This is a genomic window from Pseudomonas sp. P9_2, from assembly GCF_034008255.1.
Classification (GTDB): domain Bacteria; phylum Pseudomonadota; class Gammaproteobacteria; order Pseudomonadales; family Pseudomonadaceae; genus Aquipseudomonas; species Aquipseudomonas synxantha_A.
This window is the reverse complement of sequence record NZ_CP125376.1, coordinates 2,743,506-2,764,590: the sequence shown is the minus strand read 5'-3', so window position 1 is coordinate 2,764,590 and position 21,085 is coordinate 2,743,506. Positions and strand designations below refer to the sequence as shown.

General features: G+C 57.5%; 23 protein-coding genes, 1 tRNA gene and 1 pseudogene. 16 read left to right on the top strand and 9 right to left on the bottom strand.

Translation table 11 applies throughout. The features are described 5' to 3' along the window. Window positions 1–2: 2 nt before the first annotated feature. The gene (queA, locus tag QMK52_RS12355; RefSeq protein WP_005791205.1) at window positions 3–1,052 is read right to left on the bottom strand and encodes a tRNA preQ1(34) S-adenosylmethionine ribosyltransferase-isomerase QueA; all 1,050 of its coding nucleotides are present in this window, start codon (window positions 1,050–1,052) and stop codon (window positions 3–5) included. A gap of 108 nt (window positions 1,053–1,160) precedes the next feature. Here queA and QMK52_RS12350 point away from each other — a divergent pair. Together QMK52_RS12350 and QMK52_RS12345 are read left to right on the top strand one after the other, a co-directional pair. Further along, window positions 1,161–1,245 (top strand) — tRNA-Leu (locus QMK52_RS12350). An 83-nt stretch (window positions 1,246–1,328) separates the two neighbouring features. Beyond that, the gene (locus tag QMK52_RS12345; protein WP_005791206.1) at window positions 1,329–1,658 is read left to right on the top strand and encodes a hypothetical protein; all 330 of its coding nucleotides are present in this window, start codon (window positions 1,329–1,331) and stop codon (window positions 1,656–1,658) included. Here QMK52_RS12345 and QMK52_RS12340 read toward each other — a convergent pair. Both QMK52_RS12340 and QMK52_RS12335 read right to left on the bottom strand, forming a co-directional pair. Then, the gene (locus tag QMK52_RS12340) at window positions 1,629–2,267 is read right to left on the bottom strand and encodes a LysE/ArgO family amino acid transporter (protein ID WP_005791208.1); all 639 of its coding nucleotides are present in this window, start codon (window positions 2,265–2,267) and stop codon (window positions 1,629–1,631) included. The genes QMK52_RS12345 and QMK52_RS12340 overlap by 30 nt on opposite strands. A 26-nt stretch (window positions 2,268–2,293) precedes the next feature. Beyond that, window positions 2,294–3,100 carry a 2OG-Fe(II) oxygenase family protein gene (locus QMK52_RS12335; protein ID WP_005791210.1) on the bottom strand — a complete coding sequence of 269 codons (807 nt, stop codon included), beginning with the start codon at window positions 3,098–3,100 and terminating at the stop codon, window positions 2,294–2,296. 229 nt (window positions 3,101–3,329) lie between these two features. Between QMK52_RS12335 and QMK52_RS12330 the strand changes: the two genes are divergently transcribed. Further along, a complete protein-coding gene (locus tag QMK52_RS12330) occupies window positions 3,330–4,022 on the top strand; it encodes an NBR1-Ig-like domain-containing protein (protein WP_005791214.1) in 693 nt (230 codons plus the stop codon). An 8-nt stretch (window positions 4,023–4,030) separates the two neighbouring features. Here the strand turns inward: QMK52_RS12330 and QMK52_RS12325 are convergent, their stop codons facing one another. Continuing rightward, entirely contained in the window at window positions 4,031–4,666 is a 636-nt protein-coding gene (locus tag QMK52_RS12325) for a LysE family translocator (protein WP_005791216.1), read from the bottom strand. A gap of 156 nt (window positions 4,667–4,822) precedes the next feature. Here QMK52_RS12325 and QMK52_RS12320 point away from each other — a divergent pair, with 156 nt between their 5' ends. Next, window positions 4,823–5,194: a PH domain-containing protein gene (locus QMK52_RS12320; protein WP_005791218.1), complete on the top strand. Its 372-nt coding sequence runs from the start codon at window positions 4,823–4,825 to the stop codon at window positions 5,192–5,194. On the opposite strand, the pseudogene QMK52_RS27370 reads toward QMK52_RS12320, so the two are convergent. Then, window positions 5,193–5,333, bottom strand: a pseudogene (locus QMK52_RS27370) (DNA-binding protein); the annotation flags it as partial. The gene QMK52_RS12320 and the pseudogene QMK52_RS27370 overlap by 2 nt on opposite strands. Window positions 5,334–5,466: 133 nt before the next feature. Between QMK52_RS27370 and QMK52_RS12310 the strand changes: the two are divergent. Beyond that, window positions 5,467–6,621, top strand: coding sequence for an S-type pyocin domain-containing protein (locus QMK52_RS12310; protein WP_005791220.1), 1,155 nt, complete (start codon window positions 5,467–5,469; stop codon window positions 6,619–6,621). A gap of 7 nt (window positions 6,622–6,628) precedes the next feature. After that, window positions 6,629–6,886 (top strand): colicin E3-like toxin immunity protein, encoded by a 258-nt coding sequence (locus tag QMK52_RS12305; RefSeq protein WP_005791222.1) that lies wholly within the window; start codon window positions 6,629–6,631, stop codon window positions 6,884–6,886. A gap of 445 nt (window positions 6,887–7,331) precedes the next feature. Here QMK52_RS12305 and QMK52_RS12300 read toward each other — a convergent pair whose 3' ends face one another. Both QMK52_RS12300 and QMK52_RS12295 read right to left on the bottom strand, forming a co-directional pair. After that, a complete protein-coding gene (locus QMK52_RS12300; RefSeq protein WP_005791225.1) occupies window positions 7,332–7,706 on the bottom strand; it encodes a c-type cytochrome in 375 nt (124 codons plus the stop codon). Window positions 7,707–7,736: 30 nt separating this feature from the next. Then, complete coding sequence (locus tag QMK52_RS12295; protein WP_320404143.1) at window positions 7,737–8,168, bottom strand: VOC family protein; 432 nt, start codon at window positions 8,166–8,168, stop codon at window positions 7,737–7,739. Between the two features lie 180 nt (window positions 8,169–8,348). Here QMK52_RS12295 and QMK52_RS12290 point away from each other — a divergent pair, with 180 nt between their 5' ends. From QMK52_RS12290 to QMK52_RS12255, 8 genes are all read left to right on the top strand, one after another. Beyond that, window positions 8,349–8,729, top strand: a complete 381-nt coding sequence (locus tag QMK52_RS12290) for a response regulator (protein WP_005791228.1) — start codon at window positions 8,349–8,351, stop codon at window positions 8,727–8,729. 194 nt (window positions 8,730–8,923) lie between these two features. Beyond that, window positions 8,924–9,538 carry a biliverdin-producing heme oxygenase gene (locus QMK52_RS12285; RefSeq protein ID WP_320404142.1) on the top strand — a complete coding sequence of 205 codons (615 nt, stop codon included), beginning with the start codon at window positions 8,924–8,926 and terminating at the stop codon, window positions 9,536–9,538. Next, window positions 9,535–11,763 carry an ATP-binding protein gene (locus tag QMK52_RS12280; protein ID WP_320404141.1) on the top strand — a complete coding sequence of 743 codons (2,229 nt, stop codon included), beginning with the start codon at window positions 9,535–9,537 and terminating at the stop codon, window positions 11,761–11,763. The genes QMK52_RS12285 and QMK52_RS12280 overlap by 4 nt, the downstream gene beginning before the upstream one ends. 141 nt (window positions 11,764–11,904) lie before the next feature. Then, entirely contained in the window at window positions 11,905–12,090 is a 186-nt protein-coding gene (locus QMK52_RS12275; RefSeq protein WP_157264179.1) for a hypothetical protein, read from the top strand. Between the two features lie 116 nt (window positions 12,091–12,206). After that, a complete protein-coding gene (locus QMK52_RS12270; RefSeq protein WP_194439162.1) occupies window positions 12,207–14,108 on the top strand; it encodes an alkaline phosphatase family protein in 1,902 nt (633 codons plus the stop codon). A 140-nt stretch (window positions 14,109–14,248) separates the two neighbouring features. Further along, on the top strand, window positions 14,249–15,262 hold the full coding sequence (locus QMK52_RS12265; protein WP_320404140.1) for a diguanylate cyclase domain-containing protein: 1,014 nt from the start codon (window positions 14,249–14,251) through the stop codon (window positions 15,260–15,262). A gap of 114 nt (window positions 15,263–15,376) precedes the next feature. Continuing rightward, window positions 15,377–16,630, top strand: coding sequence for an aspartate aminotransferase family protein (locus tag QMK52_RS12260; RefSeq protein ID WP_005791238.1), 1,254 nt, complete (start codon window positions 15,377–15,379; stop codon window positions 16,628–16,630). Between the two features lie 94 nt (window positions 16,631–16,724). After that, complete coding sequence (locus QMK52_RS12255; RefSeq protein WP_032879566.1) at window positions 16,725–17,441, top strand: hypothetical protein; 717 nt, start codon at window positions 16,725–16,727, stop codon at window positions 17,439–17,441. A gap of 66 nt (window positions 17,442–17,507) precedes the next feature. On the opposite strand, the gene QMK52_RS12250 is transcribed toward QMK52_RS12255, so the two are convergent. Beyond that, window positions 17,508–18,602: a pyridoxal phosphate-dependent aminotransferase gene (locus QMK52_RS12250; protein ID WP_320404139.1), complete on the bottom strand. Its 1,095-nt coding sequence runs from the start codon at window positions 18,600–18,602 to the stop codon at window positions 17,508–17,510. Window positions 18,603–18,814: 212 nt separating this feature from the next. Between QMK52_RS12250 and QMK52_RS12245 the strand changes: the two genes are divergently transcribed. Both QMK52_RS12245 and QMK52_RS12240 read left to right on the top strand, forming a co-directional pair. After that, the gene (locus QMK52_RS12245) at window positions 18,815–19,420 is read left to right on the top strand and encodes a helix-turn-helix transcriptional regulator (RefSeq protein ID WP_005791243.1); all 606 of its coding nucleotides are present in this window, start codon (window positions 18,815–18,817) and stop codon (window positions 19,418–19,420) included. Beyond that, on the top strand, window positions 19,407–20,270 hold the full coding sequence (locus QMK52_RS12240) for a queuosine precursor transporter (protein WP_005791245.1): 864 nt from the start codon (window positions 19,407–19,409) through the stop codon (window positions 20,268–20,270). The genes QMK52_RS12245 and QMK52_RS12240 overlap by 14 nt, the downstream gene beginning before the upstream one ends. 35 nt (window positions 20,271–20,305) lie before the next feature. Here the strand turns inward: QMK52_RS12240 and queC are convergent, their stop codons facing one another. Beyond that, a complete protein-coding gene (queC, locus tag QMK52_RS12235; RefSeq protein WP_320404138.1) occupies window positions 20,306–21,004 on the bottom strand; it encodes a 7-cyano-7-deazaguanine synthase QueC in 699 nt (232 codons plus the stop codon). Window positions 21,005–21,085: the final 81 nt, after the last annotated feature.

Sequence of the window (21,085 nt, the reverse complement as noted above, 5' to 3'; positions counted from 1 at the left end):
ACTCATAGTTGTTCCTCTGGGCCGCGTGGCGCCGGGTTACGGGTGATAAACATCGCATCACCGTAGCTGAAAAAACGGTACTCGTTGGCAATGGCGGCCTGGTAAGCAGCCATGGTTTGCGGGTAACCGGCAAATGCCGACACCAGCATCAAGAGCGTGGATTCGGGCAAATGGAAATTGGTGACCAGGCAATCGACCACATGGAATGGCCGGCCCGGGAAAATAAAGATATCAGTGTCACCACTGAACGGCTTGAGCACGCCATCACGCGCCGCACTTTCAAGCGACCGTACGCTGGTGGTGCCCACGGCCACCACTCGCCCACCGCGTGCCTTGCACGCATTGACCGCGTCCACGACGTCCTGGCTGACCTCCAGCCATTCGCTGTGCATGTGGTGGTCTTCGATGTTCTCCACACGCACCGGCTGAAACGTACCGGCCCCCACGTGCAGCGTCACATAGGCCGTCTCGACGCCCTTGGCGGCAATCGCATCCAGCAGCGGCTGGTCGAAATGCAGCCCGGCAGTCGGCGCCGCTACAGCGCCGAGGCGCTGTGAGTACACCGTTTGATAGCGCTCGCGGTCCGCGTCTTCGTCGGGGCGGTCTATATAAGGAGGCAACGGCATATGGCCGACGCGATCCAGCAATGGCAGCACTTCTTCGGCAAACTTGAGCTCGAACAAGGCATCGTGGCGCGCCACCATCTCGGCTTCGCCACCGCCATCAATGAGGATCCTCGAACCCGGTTTGGGCGACTTGCTGGAGCGCACATGGGCCAGCACACGATGGCTGTCCAGCACCCGCTCCACCAGGATTTCCAGCTTGCCGCCGGAAGCTTTCTGGCCAAACAGCCGCGCCGGAATTACCCGGGTGTTGTTGAAAACCATCAAATCGCCCGGGCGCAAATGCTCAAGCAAATCAGTGAATTGACGGTGTGCGAGGGCACCGCTGACCCCGTCCAGGGTCAACAGTCGACTGGCGCGACGCTCGGCCAAAGGGTGGCGAGCGATCAGCGAATCAGGGAGCTCAAAAGTAAAGTCAGCAACGCGCATGATGGGGTTCGTCTAGCAGGGCCGGGAAGTCTAGCGGAAATAGTGAAAATAGACCATGAAACGTGATTGACCAACGGTAATCTCATCTCTATACTTCGCCGCCATTGAGCCCTGATGGCGGAATTGGTAGACGCGGCGGATTCAAAATCCGTTTTCGAAAGGAGTGGGAGTTCGAGTCTCCCTCGGGGCACCATCTTAAAGAAAGACCTTGAAATTCAAGGTCTTTTTTTTCGCCTGTGAAAAAGTGCCGGGCGTGGCAGTGGAGGTAGCGGGACCATGGAATTGATGCTTGAAGCGGTTGCGCTGTTCGCCCTGAAGCTGGCGCATGAAACCGAGGACGGCAGCCCGCTGCTGCGCGATGATCCTGCAATGGATGGCTATGAGCGTGAAGTGTTTGGGTTGTTGGTGCGCCAGGGAAACTTGGCTGAGATCCAGTTTAAGCTCGATGAGTGCATCACCCAGGCGTTGATTGCATTGGGTGGAGCGGACAGCGTGCTCGGGCGTGAATTGCTAAAGCTGTCCACCCCTGTGCAAAACATCTCTCGCCTTGATGAGTTGATCTGCCCGCTGACCGTTCTAAAGGGCTATCTGAAAGATGTGCAATGAATCGGTGATCAGCATAACGGCCAGGTACACCATCAATACCGCCACCCCTGCATCCAGCCAACGCCAGACCGCTGGCTTGCGAAACAATACTGTCAGCCGCTGACAGCACAGCGCCAACACCACAAACCACACGAGTGATGCCGTCATGGCGCCTGTCGCGAACAGTGCCTGTTGACCCGCAGGTTTCGTGGCACCGATAGAACCAATCAGCACCACGGTATCCAGCCATGCATAAGGGTTGGCAAAGCCGAGTATGACCGCCGAGCGCAACAGCCCTCTTTGCGAGTTGCCGCCTTGAGCATCCGGCATGGACTGATCCCGGATGCAAGCCAACAGACGCTGGCCACCAAACCACAGCAGATAGGCCGCGCCGGACAACAGCAATAGCGCCATCACCTCAGGCCGACTTCCCAGTAACGACCCTAAACCCGTGACCCCGAAAGCGATCAGGAAAATATCGGCCAATACGCAAATGGCGACAACGCCCCAGATCGGCCCGCGACCGACACCTTGGCGGATCACCAGGGTGTCTTTCGGGCCTGGGGCGGCGAACAGTCCGATACCCAAGAGCAAACCTTCGATGTAAAGGGCATTGAAGTGAGGAAACATGGACTGTTCGAGCCCTCCAGGACTATTTAGCGCAGTTGAATCGGCTGATTACCGAAACCGGTATGACGAGCATTCACCGTGCTGCCCAGGTCAAGGGGTTTCTGGCGGTAAAAGGTCGTCAGCAACTGATCCGGATTGGGGTTTGCAAAGTAAATCAATGAGCTTCTGGCGACCGGTTTGCTGGGTGCAAGTACAGCATGGTAGGCGGCAGGCACGGCATGATCGGAGAGCTCTGTCAGCAAGGAGCCCGCCAGCACCGCGACCTCGTTCTCCAGAAGGCGTACAGGTTCCAACGATCGTCCCTTCATCAAGACCAGCCCTTCGCGGGTAGGCTTGATAAACGAAAGCATATGCCCGTCTTCATGAGGATCTTGAGCAAATCTACGAGAATGGTCTTTGGCCTGTGGACCGTAGACACACAACTGGATATACGATGCCGCGCGAAAGGGGGCCAAGGGTGCCACGCCAAATTCCTCGCAAATGCCATCCATCACCCCCTGGGCCAACTCGCTCATCTGTCGTTCAAAACTGCCGACTGCGTCAACGAAAGTACTTCGGGTAAATTCGAAAGCGGTTCTTTTTGAAGCGTGCGCGGGCCAGTAACAAAACCGCTCGCACAGGTCAGGGTGATCCTCGGCAAGGGAGTACTCGGCGCCAAAAGGGAAAAACCCATCCGTGTCCTGGGCAAAGGAAAATTCATCCTTGATGGCCTGGGGAATGGCCGAATACCCATCGATGATCTTTCTGTAGTCCTGCAACATCGCATCAGGAATTTGCAGAATGCCAAAGCCTGATCGGGCTATGGATTCGCAGCATGCTTTTAATCGAGACATAGCTATACCCAAAGATAGTTGTAAAGGAATGCAACACACACTAGGTTCGCAAGCATGCGAGAAACCGCGACACTGGATATAGCCAAACAGAAAGGGACTGATCCATGTCCTTCACAACGGCGCTAGCAGGTTGCGAGTGTGCAGGGCTCACTACACGCAACGGCGAGCAAGTTGTCCTTTTTGGCGAACAAGATGATGATTTTTCAAGGACGGGGATCAACGTACGGATATGAGCATCAAAACCCGCGACACACTCCGAGCACTGGTCGTAAGACGCAGCCGGGAACTGGGCAAATCCATGACAACCCTGGCCAAGGAAGCCGGTATTTCGCGTACCTATCTTTACGGATTAGCGGGTGGCATTTCACAGGATCCCTCGGTACGCACCCTGATCAAACTGGCCAAGGCGCTGCAGGTGTCCCCGCTATTGCTGTTCCGCTACTTCGCCGATTTGGCAGGCGCACCGGTCGATACCCATTCAATGGCAACCACCAACCGAGCCATCGGCCTGCATGATCTTGGCGACATTGTGGTGTTTAACGCCGACGTCACCACGCCCGACCAAACCGTCGTGCTGCCTGGCGAAACGTTTCAGAAAACCTGGGAGATCCAGAACGTCGGTACCCGCCCCTGGCGCGGTCGACGATTGGTTCGAGTAGACGGTGAATACGTCATCGCCCGTCGCACGGCTACAGGCGAGCCCCTGGAAGTGGTGATGGACAGCCACCTGCGCAGCCTTAACAACGAGGTACCGATTGCCGAAACCCTGCCCGGCCAACCGGTGCATATCACCGTAGAGTTTGGAGCGCCGAAAGAGACCTGCACGGTCACTTCGATATGGCGTATCGAAGATGAACACGGGCGCCCCTGCTATGGACCTGCATTCATCCTGCATGTGATTGTCAACGTCATGGCACGCTGAAAGCAGCCTTATTTGCGCCCTTCCACCGCCATCCGTACTGCCAACCCCATCAACACTGACCCCATCACCCAGCGCTGCACCACCTGCCACCCCGGCCGAGTCACGAAGAACACCGCGATGGAGCCGGCCATACAAGCAATCACCGCATTGACGCTGACGCTGATGAAAATCTGCAGAGAGCCCAACACCAACGATTGCAACAGCACGCTGCCATGGCCGTTCGGTTCGATGAACTGGGGCAGCAGCGACAGATACATCACCGCCACCTTGGGATTGAGCAGGTTGGTCACCACGCCCATGGTGAACAACTTGCGCGGGCTGTCCTTGGGCAAGTCCCGCACCTGAAACGGTGAACGCCCGCCCGGCTTGACCGCCTGCCACGCCAGGTACACCAGATACAGCGCCCCGCCGAACCGCAGCACGTCGTAGGCAAGCGGCACCGCCATCACCAGCGCGGTGATACCCAGCGCCGCGCACACCATATAGATCAAAAAGCCCAGCGCCACCCCGCCAAGTGAGATCAGCCCTGCGGTGCGCCCCTGGCAGATCGAGCGGGAAATCAGGTAAATCATATTCGGCCCGGGCGTGAGCACCATGCCGAGTGAAATCAGGCCATAGGCAAGCAAGCTGGACATATCGGGCATTGTTTAACTCCTGGATTTTTATGCTGCCGGCGTAAAATCCTTCGCCAGCACTGTAGTGTTACGCGCCATGCTAGAGCCTTGCAGGCTCGGCCGTTAGATACAGATCCGCGAGCAAAACGCCATACACCAGCGGCACCCTTCAACCAGGACAAGCACATGATCGACTTCAACAACAAAGGCTTCTTCAAGCTCAAACAAAACAACGAATACGCCGAACGCGTATCGGCCCTGCTGCTGGACGGCGAAGAAGTGGTCGACGCGTACAAGGCCATGCGCGACGGCGTGGTCTTCACCACCAAGCGCATCATCGCAGTGAACGTGCAGGGGATTACCGGCAGCAAGAAGGATTTCACTTCGCTGCCGTACAAAAACATCGTGGCGTATTCAGTGGAAACGTCAGGGACGTTTGATCTGGATTCGGAGCTGGAGATTTACTTTTCGTCGCTGGGGAAGGTGAAGTTCGAGTTCACTGGGAAAACCTCGATTGTGGAGATTTCGCGGCTGATATCAAAGCACCTGCTGGCCTGAGCCTTGGGCACGAGACGTTAAGCAGGTCAGCAGCTTCCTGAGAGGTCAATTCAGCATGAACCGGAACAACCTTGACGGCATTACCGAGGGTCAATTCTCACAAAATATCGACCAGCAGACGCAATGCAGACGTAGGGAGTACGAGGGTGGGAGGTTTGTCTTGTTTGTCGAAAATCAATCCACCTTTCCTACACAGGCTAGCGAATAAAGACGATAGCCGCTTCTGATACCTGCTCTTAGGCTCACACTTCGCACAGGGAAGTGAGCTATTCATGTCAGAACGCTTTTATCCACCGACCGAAGAAGAGTTAACCAAACGACGAATCCTGACTCCGCAGCCATCGCGTGTGCCGTATTCGCCGCCTATTGATTTTTCCGAGCCATCGCCTGCCCCGACACCCGCGCCAGCCAAACCTCCCGGCTGCGTCTTCATCAAGCCCTGCCAACTGCCTGACGGCTTCACCCATTACTTCAAACCCTCTGGGTACGTTCCGTTGGAGCTGATCAAGGAGTACGGTCATTTAAGCCTGTTGGGGGGACGCGAAGTGGACACCCGAGGCGCGGTTGCCTTGCGCAAGATCGGCGGCAGTGCACTGCCCGCTGGTTTGGGGCAGCTGTCATTGCGTTCGGCGCTTTTTGAGTCGACTGCCACAATCGCCGGGGGCGTCGCAGGTGGTCTGTTGACAGGGTTGGTAGCGCTGGCCTGGCCGTCGCAACTGGGTGATAGCGCACTCTACAGCGCGGAGCAACTGCGTTCGTTACAACGGGCGCGTTCGCAGATGCGGTTGCATATCGAGCAACGCGATGACGGCACGCTCGAAGGCTACGGCTTTTACACCGGCAACAATACTGATTGGCAGATGATTGATGTGGTGCAGTTTCAAAACCGAGGCGGTCAGTTTGTGGCGGTGTTGGACGAGGGGGCGGAGCTGATTTGGACGCCCGCCGTTGATCCGGGTGACACACTAGGTATTCCAGCACTGGAGGCTGCGCCGCAAGCGCCGGTGATTTGGATCTATCCGCCAACGGAGACAGCCGCGCAGATTCTGGTGAATCCGATTTACCCGCCGCAGTATCGGGATTTCATTCTGGTGTTCCCAGTGGAGTCCGGGGTTCGACCACTGTATGTGGTAGTAAGTGTCAAGGCTGGGGATCACAAGTACCACAAAGCGCCTAACACTGAACACATAACTGGCTTTGCAAACCTGATAAAAGCAAAGCCCATGACTCCCAGACAGGGAGGTGCCGGACTGAGAGAGCGCTGGATTGAGGAAAAAGGCCGGAAAGTCTATGAATGGGATTCCCAACATGGGGAGCTAGAAGTCTATCTAGCAAGTGATGGAAGCCACGTAGGTGCGTACAACCACATAACCGGCGCGCAGCTAAAAGGGCCAAACAAGAAACGAAACATCAAAAAATATCTGTGAGGGCAACATGGGACTAAAAGTAAGGTTGGAATGGTTTAACAGAGCCACAGAAAGGCTATGCGGAACAGTAAACTCGGCGGACTTGGGGGATGACTACACCGTGATATCCAGTCTTGGGCTATCGACTGCCCGAGACGTAAATAACGGCATGTTTGAACTGCGCACGGAGTGGTTATCCATGATACAGCCATACTTTTCTCATGAGATTTCTCTTTCAGAAAGTGATTACTTCATCGCATTTGATTACGAAGTTTCAAACGAATAACAAACATTCACAGAGTTCAGACTGAGTCGTAGCAGATGAAGCCATTGTGTGACTGCTGCGCTCACACCTTTAACGGTATGGTTTTCGCAGCTCACACTAGTAATTAGGGTCTATTGATGCCTGCTTCTACGCAAGAAGCCCGGCTTAGCTGTAGTTCTCGGCAGACGTATGCCAGACATCGGTCCGTTACTCCCAACCCAGTTCAAAGTGGGAGGACGCTTGCTCCCGATAGCGGAGTGTCAGCCCCAACTTCATTGACTGACTCACCGCTATCGCGACATAGGTACCGACACAACTTAGTGGTAGCCGACCGTCACCACGATGCGACGCGAGCCGCTCTTGATCTTAGGCACACCCGTCCACCATGTGCCCGTTCCGTACACGCTTTTCAAAAATGAGGCCGCCATCGGGAGCAAGCCCCCTCCCACACTTTGATCGCGTTGGCTCACTTGGGCTGGAATGTATCTAAGTACGCCAGGATATTTTCGATCTTCTGCGAATCACTGATTCCCCAGAAAATCATCCGCGTCCCACTTACCACCGATTTCGGGTCTTCGATGTAGGCCGCCAGTTTGTCCCGCGTCCAGACCACTCCCGAATTCTTCATCGCATCCGAATACTGATAGTCCGGGGTCGTACCGGCAGGTCGGCCGAGAATGCCGTTCAGCTGCGGCCCAAAACCGCCGCGCGCACCTTCACCGATGCTGTGGCAGCCGCCGCAGGTCTTGGTGAAGAGTTTGCCGCCCGCTTCGGCGTCGCCAGCTGCAAACGCGGGTGCGGCGACAACGGTGAGGGCGAAGGTCAATAACACGTACTTCATCAGGGGCTCCCTAGGGGTTATTGCCGTCAATTATGCCTGCTTGAACGGCCGCTCCCCCAGCCGTTCCACCAGGCGCACCAGATAACCGTCCGGGTCTTGCACGATGAACTGGCGCTGCCCGGCCTCTACGTCGCCCGCGCGGTACCAGGCATCCTCGACGTTACGGAACAACGGGCGGCCGATCTCCGACAGGCGCCGCAAGATAGGCGCTACGGCAGGCACGTCGATTTGCAAGTTGATGCCACGCCCAAAAGGCTGCTGCAAGGGCGCGGTCAGCCACTGCCCGGCGTGCGGCGCGTATTGTTCCAGCATGATTTGCGCACCGTGCAGGTCGAGGTAGGCAAAGCCTTCTTCAGCGCGCTGATAGGCGATGCCGAAACCCAACTGGTCAACCCAGAATGCCAGGCTGGCATCGAGGTGGGTAACGATGAGTTCTGGCACGAGGGGATTACGCTTAAACATGGCATTCCTTGGACGTCGCAGTGGCGCTTACCTTAACGGATTATCGTGCTGACGGCGTGGAGCAAGACCACATACTGGAACCAGCCGAATGACCACCCATCGTTTAAAAAACATCCAATCGAACCTATATACCCAACCCCCACTCCACCTTACTGAACCCCTGATGGTGGAGTAAGGATCATGGTTCAGCCATCGATTTTAGTATTGGAAGACGACGAGATCATTCGGGCGTTAATGGTGGATGTGCTGGAGGATTTCGGTGCGGTGGTGACTTCATTCCCTTCGGCGGATGAAGGGATGATTTATCTGGAGCGAGGCGACGACCCTGTGGACTTGATTGTCAGTGATATTCAAATGCCCGGCCTGCTCAATGGCTACGACTTGAGCCGCGTAGTGGCTCATCGCTGGCCTGAGGTGCAGGTGGTGCTCACTTCCGGCAATACGAAGATCGCCACTCAATTGGGCAGCTCGGTGCGGTTTCTGCCTAAACCATGGAGCACCGATCACTTGCTTGAGTGCGTTCAAACGGCGTTGACCCAGCAGGGACCGCCCATGCATTGATAGCGTCGCGATATCATCCGGACCGAACTCGTGGCGTGCCGTGGGGTCATTTGGAATACAGGGAGCGACTTTTCTGATCTACTGGTCAGCCTTTTCGCTTCTTGCGCTCAGCTGACGACAACGAGTTGTGTAGAATTGTCGCCCATTTTCATGCGTCATTCCTGGCCGACAGGCCCACAGTTCGAGCTCATTGAATGCACTCACAGGCCCATGACGTTGGTGCGCCATCCTTGCTGGAATCGTTGCGCACGGGCACCGGCCTGTTGCATGTCGCGTTGGAAAAGCGCTTGCCGTTTTTTTCCGAACGCCTGGATGCCCAGTGGTATCGGCGATTGCTGCAGGCGTACTACGGTTTTTATCAACCCATGGAGGCGGCGCTGTACAACGGCGGCCTGATTCCAGATGGAATTGACATTGCATCACGTGTGAAAACGCCGACGCTGGTCAACGATCTGCGCGCCCTGGGCCTGGATAGTCACACCCTCGCTGCCCTTCCCCGCTGCACCCAACTCCCCGCGCTGGACACGCCTGCCGCTTGCCTCGGCGCCCTGTATGTACTGGAAGGCGCAACGCTCGGTGGCCAGGTATTACGCCGGGAAATGGCGTCACGCCTGGCGATCGAAGCCGACAACGGCGGTGCGTTTCTCGATGTCTACGGTGCCGAGACCGGCCGGCGCTGGAAAGACTTTCTCGACTACCTGGCTCATCAGCCACTGGATGCGAGCGCTCGAGCGCGCGCAGTGATGGGTGCCCGGTCCACTTTCAGCGGCTTTGAGCAATGGCTCGAACGCCAGGAGGTACTGCTATGAAACCCGAAGATTTTGAAGAGCTGCTTGCCAACTGTGCCGACGAGCCCATCCGCTTCCCCGGGGCAATCCAGCCTCATGGCGTGTTGCTGACGCTGTCGGAGCCTGAGCTGAACATCATCCAGGTCAGTGCCAACGTCGGCACCTTGTTCGGCCACGCGCCCGAGGCCCTGTTGAATCAACCGTTGCATACGTTGATCGGCAGTGAACACGCCCAAGTGGTGCAGTCGATGGCCGAGCACAATACCTTTATCGACGCCCCACCCCTGCATGTCACGCTCAACGGTGCTCAGTTCGAAGGTTTGTTGCATCGTCATCAGAACGTGCTGGTGTTGGAGTTCGAACCCCTGCTCACGGATTTCAAACCCCAGGTAAGCAATGGTCTCACCAGCAACCTGAGCAAAATGTTGCAACGCCTGCAATCAGCCAAGACTCTGCAAGCGCTGTACGCCATCAGCGTGGATGAAATCCAGGCCATGACCGGTTATGACCGAGTGCTGATCTATCGCTTCGAAGACGAAGGCCATGGCCAGGTAATCGCTGAAGCCTCGGCGCCGGCCATGGAGTTATTCAACGGCCTGTTCTTCCCCGCGTCCGACATCCCCGAACAAGCCCGTGAGCTGTATCGCACCAACTGGCTTCGGATCATCCCGAATGCGTCCTACGAACCCGTACCGCTATTGCCAAAATTGCGCCCGGACACCGGCCAACCGCTGGACCTGAGCTTCGCGACCCTGCGCAGCGTGTCGCCGATTCACTGCCAATACATGCAGAACATGGGCGTGTTGTCGTCCATGAGTATTTCGCTGATGAAGGGCGACAAACTCTGGGGCCTGATCAGCTGCGGCAACCGCGAGCCGCTGCTGGTGCCGAACGATCTGCGTATGACCTGCCAAACCATCGGTCAGGTGCTGTCGTTGCAGATCAGTGCCATGGAAGCCTTGGAGTTAAGCCGCCAGCGAGAGGAGAAAGTCGAAACCCTGGCGTTGCTTGATCGGGCGATGAAAGCCAGCGACGACAACGTGTTCGACAGCCTGGCCCACCACGGTAAAAAACTGATGGACCTGACCTTGTCGGGCGGTGTGGCGATCATCGAAGACAAGCAGTTGCACCGTTACGGCAACTGCCCGGAACCAGCGCAAATCCGGGCGCTGCACAAGTGGCTGCAAACGCTGGGCCAGCCGGTATTTTCCAACCACAACCTGGCTTCGGTGTACCCACCGGCCGCCGAGTATCAGGCGGTGGCCAGTGGTGTGCTCGCCATGAGCCTGCCCAAGCCTGTGGATAACGGTGTGTTGTGGTTTCGCCCGGAAGTCAAAGAGAACATCAATTGGAGCGGTGACCCGAGCAAGCCGCTAAATCTGGAAACCTCTGACACTGGCCTACGCCTTCGCCCACGCACGTCGTTTGAAATCTGGAAAGTGGAAATGGCCGGCATTTCCACCAAGTGGAGCCACGGCGACCTGTTTGCCGCCAATGACCTGCGCCGCTCGGCCCTGGAAAATGATCTGGCCCGCCAGGTGCTGCGCGAACAACAAGCGGTGCGTGCCCGAGACGAGTTGGTCGCAGTGGTTTCCCACGACCTGCGCAACCCGATGACAGTCATTTCCATGCTCTGCGGCATGATGCAGAAAGCCTTCAGCTCCGACGGCCCACACACCTCACGGCGGATTTCCTCGGCCATCGACACCATGCAACAGGCCGCCGGGCGCATGAATGTGCTGCTGGAGGACTTGCTCGACACCTCGAAAATCGAAGCCGGACGCTATGTGGTCAAGCCGGTTGCGCTGGACGTCAGCCAGATATTTGAAGAGGCATACTCGCTGCTGTCGCCACTGGCCTCGGAAAAAGGTATCGACCTGTCGTTCAACGCCGAGCCTGGCCTGCAGATCAGCGCCGACCCGGAGCGCTTGTTCCAAGTGCTGTCGAACCTGATCGGCAACGCCATCAAATTCACCCCCCGCCAGGGCAACATCGGTATCAGCGCCATGAGCAACGGCGAAGAGATCGTGTTTTCGGTACGCGATTCCGGTGAAGGCATTGCGCCGGATCATTTGCCCCATGTGTTCGACCGCTATTGGACCCAGTCCGAGAACAATCCCACCGGCAGCGGGCTGGGGCTGTATATCACCCAGGGGATTGTCCAGGCCCATGGTGGTCGGATCGAAGCCGACAGTGAATTGGGGCGCGGCAGTGAATTCAGGTTTACGGTGCCTAAGCCTGCTTGAGACACACCAAATTCCTACTAGCCAAACATATGGTTACCTATGGCCGGGAACGAAAAACCCGGCCAACTCCACTCAATCAGTGCGCACTCAAAGGGAGTATTGATGCGACAACAGTCCTCCAATTGAGTAAGGGGTTTTACCATGTTCATCGGCAATTCGTTTCACAGCTTCAGCTATAACGTCCAGCAAGGCTTAAAAGATAACCAGCCTCCAGCCAATCCCGCGCCAACTTCTTCGCCGCTTGACGGCCCCCCACAGGGGCAGGACACGCAACCAAAACCCAAAGATTCGGGTATGACCTCTCTCGGAGGAGGCAAACTGCTTTAAACCGTTACGGGTCACCGGCAACAAGTGCAGCGCACCGCGCTGCACTTGCGTTAACAAAACACTCACATCCTCTGCGTTATCCTCTCCAGTCCCATTTGGTATGAGCTGCATTTTTCATGCATCAACCCGACATCCTGCCTGCTGTCATCGCAGGTCCCCTGCTAAGGCGCCTTGAACCGCAGCGCCTGGTTATCTGGTTGGTGGGCAGTCGTGCCCTGCCACTGTGCTTGAGGCTGCAATTACCCCAGGGCGAGGCGCTGAATATCCCGCTCGATGCAACGCACTGCCAAATCGTGCCCGTCGGGCGCCATGCCGTTATCCACTTGATCGACGTAGAGCTGAGCGACGCTCTGCCTCAGGACGAGGTCATCGGTTACGACCTGATCGTCGACGGAATTGGTATTGCACAATGGGCGCCGCACTTGCTGTATGCCGACGCCACAACGCCGAGCTTCGTGCTGCATAGCCGCATCAACCACTTGGTGCATGGCTCCTGCCGTAAACCCCATCACCGTGCTGACGAAGGCTTGTTATGTGTCGATCGCCTGTTGGCGGAGGCCCGCACCCCGCTCGAACGCCCCGCCTTGCTGATGATGAGCGGCGACCAGGTCTACGCCGACGATGTCGCCGGGCCCATGCTGCGGGCCATCCATGCGCTGATCGCGCGCCTGGGCCTGTTCGACGAGTTCCTGGAGGGCGCCGTGGTGGACGACAGCGTCAGCCTCTATGGGCATCGCGCCAGCTATTACCACCGAGCCGACCTGCTTCCGGCGCTGGACAGTAACGAGACCCTGCGCGAACGCTTTTTCGGCGGCGTGAAGAAGCCGATCTTCACCAGCAGCACCGCTGACAATCACCTGGTGACCTTCGCCGAAGTCATCGCGATGTACCTGCTGGTCTGGTCGCCCACCCCGTGGACGCTGATCACACCACAACCGCCGCAACTGAGCGCGCAAGAACAACTGCGTTATGCCCGCGAACAGGTCCAGATCGATCAATTCCGCACCGGCCTGCCGGGGGTAGCCCGAGTGTTCACCCACCTGTCGACGCTGATGATCTTCGATGATCATGACATCACTGACGATTGGAACCTCAGCGCTCAGTGGGAGCAAACCGCCTACGGCCATCCCTTCTCCAAACGCATCATCGGCAATGCCTTGCTGGCGTACCTGTTATGCCAGGGCTGGGGCAACCAGCCCCAAGTGTTCGACGAGCTGCTGAGCCAGACCCAGGCACTGACTGGCCAGGCGCAGGGCAATCATCTGGAGGCTGCCGCCCAGGATGATCTGCTGGAGGCGCTGCTGAAATTCCAGCAATGGCATTACGTTTTGCCCACCACCCCTGCCCTGGTGGTACTCGATACCCGTACTCGGCGCTGGCGCAGCGAATTTACCCTCAAGCAACCTTCCGGCCTGCTGGACTGGGAAGCCTTGAGCGAACTGCAACAGGAGCTGCTCGACCATCCGTCGGCCATTATCGTCTCGCCTGCGCCGATCTTTGGCGTCAAGCTGATCGAAACGGTGCAAAAGGTCTTCAGTTGGTGCGGCTTCCCACTGCTGGTGGACGCCGAAAACTGGATGGCTCATCGCGGCGCCGCCCAAGTGATCCTGAACATCTTCCGCCACTCGCGCACGCCCGGTAACTACGTGATCCTCTCCGGCGATGTGCATTACTCGTTCGTCTACCAGGTGCTGATCCGTCATCGCAACGGCGGCCCGAGGATCTGGCAAATCACCAGCAGCGGCATCAAGAATGAGTTCCCACCGCGCTTGCTGGAATGGTTCGACCGTCTCAACCGCTGGCTGTATTCCCCACGCTCGCCGCTCAACTGGTTTACCCGCCGCCGCACCATGCAGGTAGTCCCGTATATTCCGGAGCATGCCGAGGCGGGTGAGCGGCTGTGGAATAGCGCGGGAATTGGCCAGGTGTTTTTCAATGAACAGGGCCAGCCGGATGAGATTTACCAACACAACGCGGATGGAAAGCCTCGCACAAAGATGCTGGTGCCCGAATCATAGCCAAACGCCACTATCCGAAAGCAGCACATCCGCCCTATTCAAACCGTGCAAGCCGCGAGGTAGAGTAGCGCCAGCCACGGAGTATCGGCGTCAACAATAATAACTGGCCCTAGAAGCCAGCCCTTGCAGGGAGCGCGCTGATGGACGATACACCCGGCAACGAGCCACTACGCAATGACTTTTCCGAACTCCACGCCGACCTGCTGCACGCCATCATGGAACTGGTCAGTGACGGGATCTGGGACTGGAACGCCAAGACTGGCTACGTCTACCGCAACCCCGGCTGGTACGAAATGCTCGGTTATTCCCGAGACTCGCTGGAAAACAACGTGTTCACCTGGGAAAGCGTGATCCATAGCGAGGATTACCCGCGCGTGATGGCGTTGTTTGATGACTACATCAGTCAACGCTCGCCCCTTTACCGCGCCGAATACCGCTGCCGGAAAGAAGACGGCACTTATCTGTGGATCGAGGATCGTGGCTACATCATTGCACGCAACCCCGACGGCTCAGTGGCGCGCATGGTGGGCGCGCACCGCGACATTCATACGCGTAAATGCTCCATTGAACGCCTGCAAAAACGCAACCAATCCCTTGAAGCACTGGTGGCAGAACGTACCCTTGAGCTGTCGCGGGTCAATCAACAATTGCAGATACAGCTGGACGAAAATCGTTCCCTGGCCGAGCGCGACGCGCTGACGCGCATCGCCAACCGTTATCGCCTGGAAAAATGCCTGCTGGAAGAATGCGACCGCGCCGAACGCTTTCGTGTGCCCCTGGCGCTGGTGGCGATGGACATCGATGACTTCAAGCCGGTCAATGACCGATACGGTCACGGCGTCGGTGATCAGACGCTGATAGGGGTGGCGGAGCGTCTGGAAAGCTGCGTACGCACAACTGACCTGCTGGCTCGCTGGGGCGGCGATGAGTTCATGGTGGTGCTGCCTGCAAGCAACCTGGACACGGCGAAGGAATTGGCCGAAAGGATTCGCCGTGCAATCAAACAGTCACCTATCGTCAACGAGCTCAACGTCACCCTGAGCCTGGGGATTGTAGAGCGGCGCATGGGTGAGCCCCCTGCCGCGCTGGTGGCGAGGGCTGATCGAGCGCTATATCGGTCCAAGGCGGCGGGCAAAGATGGGGTGTCGGATTAATGCAGATAAGCGCTCCTTCCGATTTGGAATGACCCGGCGACTTTATTTCGTTTGCGACAAGGCCCGGTGCGCGGCTTAGATAAACCACGCCCAGCCTTGTCGAGTAAGCGATTCATGAGCCACGCCAGCATCAGCCAATCGATTTCCATCGTCCATCCCATCAGCCTCAGCCACGGTAAAAACGCTGAGGTGTGGGACACCGCGGGCAAACGCTACATCGATTTTGTCGGCGGTATCGGCGTACTCAACCTGGGCCATTGCCATCCGGGCGTAGTGGCGGCGATTCGCGAGCAAGCAACCAGGCTTACCCACTACGCATTCAACGCCGCACCGCATACGCCCTACATCGAGTTGATGCAACGCCTGACGGCGTTTATCCCGGTGCACTACCCGGTCAGCGGCATGCTCACCAACAGTGGCGCGGAAGCGGCGGAAAATGCGTTGAAGATCGTCCGCGGCGCCACCGGGCGAACGGCGGTGATCGCCTTTGATGGAGCCTTCCACGGCCGAACCCTGGCGACCCTCAACCTCAATGGCAAGGTGGCGCCCTACAAGCAGAAGGTCGGCGTACTGCCTGGCCCGGTGTATCACCTGCCGTACCCCAGTGCCGATAACGGCGTGACATGCGCCGAAGCGCTGAAGGCGATGGACCGTCTGTTCAGCGTGGAAATCGACGTAAACGATGTGGCCTGTTTCATCATCGAGCCGGTGCAGGGCGAAGCCGGTTTCCTCGCCCTTGATATCGAGTTCGCCCAAGCCCTGCGGCGCTTTTGCGACGAGCACAACATCCTGCTGATTGTCGATGAGGTCCAGTCCGGCTTTGGTCGCACGGGGCAGCGCTTTGCCTTTTCGCGCCTGGGCATCGAACCGGATCTGTTGCTGCTCGGCAAAAGCATCGCTGGCGGCGTGCCGTTGGGTGCTGTGGTGGGGCGCAAGGCGCTGATGGACAACCTGCCCAAGGGCGGCCTCGGCGGCACCTACTCCGGCAACCCCATCGCCTGCGCGGCGGCGCTGGCTACCCTTGAGGCGATGACCGATGAACACCTGCAAGCTTGGGGGGCACAGCAGGAGGCGGCCATTGTCAGACGCCATGAAAGCTGGCGCTCACAACAACTGTCGCCCTACCTGGGCCGCCTCACCGGCGTCGGCGCCATGCGTGGTATTGAACTGGTGAATGTCGATGGCACTCCGGCCTCCAGGCAACTCACTCAGTTGCTGGGCCTGGCGCGAGACGCCGGCTTGCTGCTGATGCCCAGCGGCAAGTCGCGGCACATTGTGCGCTTGCTGGCACCGTTGACCATCGAGCCTTGGGTGCTGGAGGAAGGCCTGGATATTCTCCAGGCGTGCTTCGCGCAACTGGATCAATAGCATCACCTGCCCGAACCTGTCTTGACCTGATCCCCCACCCCGCCGAAAATGCCCGACGTTTTTGTCTCCCCGTTTACTACGCAGTGAAATTTTAATGCCTGATTCCTACACCGCAGAATCCGCCGAAGAATCCGTAACCGCCTTGCATGCCAAAGCCGAATACGAAAACGCCATCAATCTTTCACAGCATGTGCCAGCGGCCAAGATCATCAGCGAGATGGTGCTGGACGCGTTTCATACCTCCAAGGAAAGCGACCAGATCCGCGAGTTGCGCATCGCCATCCGCCAGGCCCATGACGCCTTCGACGATGACAAAGCCTACGACCTGATGGGCCAGCTCAAACAATTGAAGGACGCCGAAGCCGCCGATAACGCCGCCCTCGAAGACCTGAGCAGCAAGTTCTCGATCAGCCGCATCCTGTCCAGCTTCAAGGACGATCCCCAGTTTCAGGAACTGGTCTATGGCCTGGCCCTCAAGGTGCTGAACCAGTCGCATCAGGCCATCAGCAACCCAAGTGCCGGCAAGGGCAAGGCAGCACGTGCCAAGAAAGAAGCCGAGGTGTTCGTGATCAGCAAGGATGGCATCAGCGTCACCCTGCCGCTGCGCACACCGCGCTCCAGGCTCAGCGTGGACCGCGAAGCATTCGAGTTCCTGGGGTTCAACTTCGTCGGTGAAGGCGACGAGGCCGAACTGGAAGTGGAAAGCTTCGTGGATAACGCCGGTAATGAGCAGCCGTTGAGCCGCAAAAGTGTGATTACTGCGCTGCAGCAGCAGACAGCGTTTGCCGGCTACAGCATTGCCCAGCAGTAACGCGTTACAGGCAACACCGCTGGACTAAACAAGTGGAGGCGCTAGCCCCCACTTGTTTGTAGTGTTTCAGCCTACGTGCGCGATCTGCGCGGCAAACACCTCGCGAAAGCGTTCCATCTCCTGCTGGTTGCCCACTGTCACCCGCACCCATTGCGGCCAGTTCTGCCATACGCGCCCCACCAGCACATTCTGTGCGGCCAGCCGCTCAACCACCTGCTCAGCGGGTTGCTTTACATCGATCATGAAGCAATTGCTCTGGGAAGCCGTGCAGCTAAAGCCCCGGCCTTTGAGCCAGGCGACTGTCTCATCACGCAACCTGGCATTGAGCGCTTTGCGTTGGCCCACCAACGTGGCGTCCTCCAGGCTGGCACGTGCGCCCAATAGGCTGGCAGCGGCCGGGACGTTGTCACCGCCGAACACCGCCAGCCGCTCCAGCAGCGCCGGATGACCGATTGCCAGCCCCAGACGCGCTCCGGCCATGCCGTAGATTTTCGAGAACGTACGCAGCACCAACAGATCGTCGTGGTCGTTGACCCAACTCACACAGCTGGTTGCATCGCAGAAGTCGATATACGCCTCGTCCACCACTAGCACGCTGCCTTTGGGTTTGTTCGCCAGGGCTTGGCGGATGGCCTCGGTAGGGGTCAGGGTGCCGGTGGGGTTGTTGGGGTTGCACAGGTACAACATGCCGGCCTGTGGGTCTGCCGCGAGCATGGCCGGTACATCATGGGCATGACCGGCGTCGAGGTTCACTTCATGCACCGGCGCCTTGATCGACTCGGCCGCCTGACGCACAAGTTCATAGGACGGTGTCGCCATGACCAGGCCGCGGGTTTGGCTGGTAAACGCCAGCACCGCAAAACGCAGGGCCGCCATCGAGCCGGCAAACACCGCGACGTTTTCTTCGGCAACCCCCTGCTGGTGGGCAAACTGCGCGGCCAAGGCGTACATGTCCGGGTAGGGATAGCGCCCAGACGCTGCAATCGCTCGCTGCATCGCCTCACGGGCGGCGTCTGAAGGGCCGTAGGGGCTTTCGTTGTAGTTGAGCCGTACCTTGTCGGGTTGAGCCGGCACCGGGCTGGCAACCGCCCAATCCAGCTGGCCAAGTACAGGTAACGCCGCCCCAAGAGCGAGAAGGGACCTGCGGCTGAAGCTGACCATGGTGACTACTCCTTGTCGAAGTGCGAGGGATTCGCACAGGTCGGATATAACGGTATGACGAGAAAGCAGTTGCCTGATTTAGCGGCGGGACGTATCCCTGCACTCAGTACTTTATTGTCAACGCGAGCCCATGCAACACTTGCGCTGCCGCTGGCCTGGAACTAGACGTTCTGCCGGGTATGGACTGATGACTAAATGGAAGTGGTGAGCACTTGATACACAGACGAGAAAAAACCGAGCACTTGAAGAGCAATATCAAGTACTTGATCAAAAGTCGTGGCGAAACCCAGCTTTCGTTAAGCAATGCCGCCGGCGTGACCAGGACGACCATCTACAACATCCTGGAAGGCAAGGTCGTCAAAGTGCAACAGTCGACCATTCGCAAGATCTCTGATTTCTTCGGCGTTTCGTACGAAGAAATCGAGACCGTCAACTTTGAAGCCAAGGAAGTCATCGAAAGCAATGTTTCCCCCCTGGGCAACAAGAACCCGGCGGCAGTGCCTGTGCTCAAGGAAAGCCTGCTGATGCAGAACCTGGGCAAGCGCATCGGCGAGCTGGCCACGCTTTACCCACTGACTTACTACTTCGGCAACTCCTGCAACTTGATCGGCGTTCGCCTGGAGCATGCGATTCCCGGCATCAATGAGCCGGGGGACTTGCTGATCGTGCAGAAAGGCGCATCGAGCGACGATAAAGAAAAGCTGGTGTACGACCGCGCCACCAAGAAGCTGTTCATCACCCTTGAACCCTGCGGCAACTCAGACCGCTTGTGCGTCATCGGCGATATTCTCGAGGAGCGCTTCAATGACAACCTTTGAAGGCGCCGTGGAAAACAGCAAATACAAGTTGCTGGGCTTTGAAAATGACAAGCGCCTGGCGGTGATCATGGTGATCGCCACGGGCAAGGTCGTGAAAATCAAGCTCAGTGAGGTGCTCAACAGCGAAATGATGGACAACTTCAACAAGCTGGAAATCAAGAACCTCTACAAGAAGTTCTATTCACAAGCAGGAGCACTCACCGCCTACGACATTAACGACCGCAATGAAAACTCTTGGATGATCTACATCATCCTGAACCTGTTGCTGTTCACGTTTTACATCTTCACCAGCATCGCCGCGACCAAACCGATCTACCTGGAATCCATGGGCATCATTGTGACGCCGGGCACTTTTTTGTACCCGCTGACCTTCCTGATTGTGGATCTGCTGAACGAGAACTTCGGCCTGCGCCTGGCCCGGCGAGCCATTATGTTTGCGTTTGCCAGCAATGCGATGATCATCATCCTGTTGTATGGCTCAACGTTCCTGCCGGGGCTGCCGGGCTGGAAACTCGATGGGCCGTATAACGACGTGATCCTGCAGGTGTCGTCGGTGCTGGTTGCCTCTTCGGTGTCGTTCCTGGTCTCGGAGAATATAAATTCCTATCTGCTGTGCAAGATCAAAGAGCTGACCAACTCCAGGTACCTGTACCTGCGGATTTTCTTCAGCACCTTCTTTGCGGTGATCATCGACAGTTTTCTGTTCTGCTTTATTGCCTTCTACGGCGCCATGCAGACCAGCGATATCCTGAGCATGATCTATGTGCAGATCGCGATCAAAGTCGGTTTTGCGTTCTTCAATATTCTGCCTGCCTACGGGGCACGTTCGCTGTTCAAGCGCTATCAATAATCTCGTAGGAGCGAGCAAGCTCGCTCCTACGAGGGTTACTTCAGTTGCAACTTGTGCTTGAGGCTCTGCATGACATCCGCTTTGTTTTGCAGGTAGTCATTCAAGCCCCGGGCACGCAGGTTGCACGCATCGCAGTTGCCGCAGCCGGTGCCAATGACGCCGTTGTAGCAGGTCAGCGTCTGCTCGCGCACCAGTTCCAGTTGGTTGTGGTAATCGGCCAGGGCCCAGGTTTCGGCCTTGTTCAGCCACATCAACGGGGTGTCGAGGCGCACGTCGTATTCCATGCCCAGCTTGAGGGCCTGGTTCAATGCCTTGACGAACTCGTCACGGCAATCGGGGTAGCCCGAGAAGTCGGTTTCGCACACACCGGTAATCACGGCCTCGGCCTTGACCTGGTAGGCGTAGATCGCAGCCAGGGTCAAGAACAGAATATTGCGGCCCGGCACGAAAGTGCTCGGCAGGCTTTCGCCTGAGCTGTTAACGGTCGGTACCGGAATGTTGTCACGGGTGAGGCTGCTGATCGCCAGCTCATTGAGCAGCGACACATCCATCACTTTGTGCACGGTGGCGCCCAATTGCTTGACCAACTTGCGGGCCACTTCGATTTCCGCCACATGGCGCTGACCATAATCGAAGGTGATGCAGTGCACTTCGTCATACTGCTTCAATGCCTGGATCAGGCAGGTAGTCGAGTCCTGCCCGCCACTGAAGACCATCACGGCTTTTTTACTCATTGCATTGCTTCCTGCATTTGTAGAATTGGGGTGTAGGAGCGAGCGCGCTCACGAAAAACGTCAACGATAACGCAGCGTATC

Bases quoted from the DNA above. Each gene is read 5' to 3' on its own strand.
- queA (WP_005791205.1), bottom strand. From the start codon at position 1,052: ATGCGCGTTGCTGACTTTACTTTTGAGCTCCCTGATTCGCTGATCGCT.
- QMK52_RS12345 (WP_005791206.1), top strand. From the start codon at position 1,329: ATGGAATTGATGCTTGAAGCGGTTGCGCTGTTCGCCCTGAAGCTGGCG.
- QMK52_RS12340 (WP_005791208.1), bottom strand. From the start codon at position 2,267: ATGTTTCCTCACTTCAATGCCCTTTACATCGAAGGTTTGCTCTTGGGT.
- QMK52_RS12335 (WP_005791210.1), bottom strand. From the start codon at position 3,100: ATGTCTCGATTAAAAGCATGCTGCGAATCCATAGCCCGATCAGGCTTT.
- QMK52_RS12330 (WP_005791214.1), top strand. From the start codon at position 3,330: ATGAGCATCAAAACCCGCGACACACTCCGAGCACTGGTCGTAAGACGC.
- QMK52_RS12325 (WP_005791216.1), bottom strand. From the start codon at position 4,666: ATGCCCGATATGTCCAGCTTGCTTGCCTATGGCCTGATTTCACTCGGC.
- QMK52_RS12320 (WP_005791218.1), top strand. From the start codon at position 4,823: ATGATCGACTTCAACAACAAAGGCTTCTTCAAGCTCAAACAAAACAAC.
- QMK52_RS12310 (WP_005791220.1), top strand. From the start codon at position 5,467: ATGTCAGAACGCTTTTATCCACCGACCGAAGAAGAGTTAACCAAACGA.
- QMK52_RS12305 (WP_005791222.1), top strand. From the start codon at position 6,629: ATGGGACTAAAAGTAAGGTTGGAATGGTTTAACAGAGCCACAGAAAGG.
- QMK52_RS12300 (WP_005791225.1), bottom strand. From the start codon at position 7,706: ATGAAGTACGTGTTATTGACCTTCGCCCTCACCGTTGTCGCCGCACCC.
- QMK52_RS12295 (WP_320404143.1), bottom strand. From the start codon at position 8,168: ATGTTTAAGCGTAATCCCCTCGTGCCAGAACTCATCGTTACCCACCTC.
- QMK52_RS12290 (WP_005791228.1), top strand. From the start codon at position 8,349: ATGGTTCAGCCATCGATTTTAGTATTGGAAGACGACGAGATCATTCGG.
- QMK52_RS12285 (WP_320404142.1), top strand. From the start codon at position 8,924: ATGCACTCACAGGCCCATGACGTTGGTGCGCCATCCTTGCTGGAATCG.
- QMK52_RS12280 (WP_320404141.1), top strand. From the start codon at position 9,535: ATGAAACCCGAAGATTTTGAAGAGCTGCTTGCCAACTGTGCCGACGAG.
- QMK52_RS12275 (WP_157264179.1), top strand. From the start codon at position 11,905: ATGTTCATCGGCAATTCGTTTCACAGCTTCAGCTATAACGTCCAGCAA.
- QMK52_RS12270 (WP_194439162.1), top strand. From the start codon at position 12,207: ATGCATCAACCCGACATCCTGCCTGCTGTCATCGCAGGTCCCCTGCTA.
- QMK52_RS12265 (WP_320404140.1), top strand. From the start codon at position 14,249: ATGGACGATACACCCGGCAACGAGCCACTACGCAATGACTTTTCCGAA.
- QMK52_RS12260 (WP_005791238.1), top strand. From the start codon at position 15,377: ATGAGCCACGCCAGCATCAGCCAATCGATTTCCATCGTCCATCCCATC.
- QMK52_RS12255 (WP_032879566.1), top strand. From the start codon at position 16,725: ATGCCTGATTCCTACACCGCAGAATCCGCCGAAGAATCCGTAACCGCC.
- QMK52_RS12250 (WP_320404139.1), bottom strand. From the start codon at position 18,602: ATGGTCAGCTTCAGCCGCAGGTCCCTTCTCGCTCTTGGGGCGGCGTTA.
- QMK52_RS12240 (WP_005791245.1), top strand. From the start codon at position 19,407: ATGACAACCTTTGAAGGCGCCGTGGAAAACAGCAAATACAAGTTGCTG.
- queC (WP_320404138.1), bottom strand. From the start codon at position 21,004: ATGAGTAAAAAAGCCGTGATGGTCTTCAGTGGCGGGCAGGACTCGACT.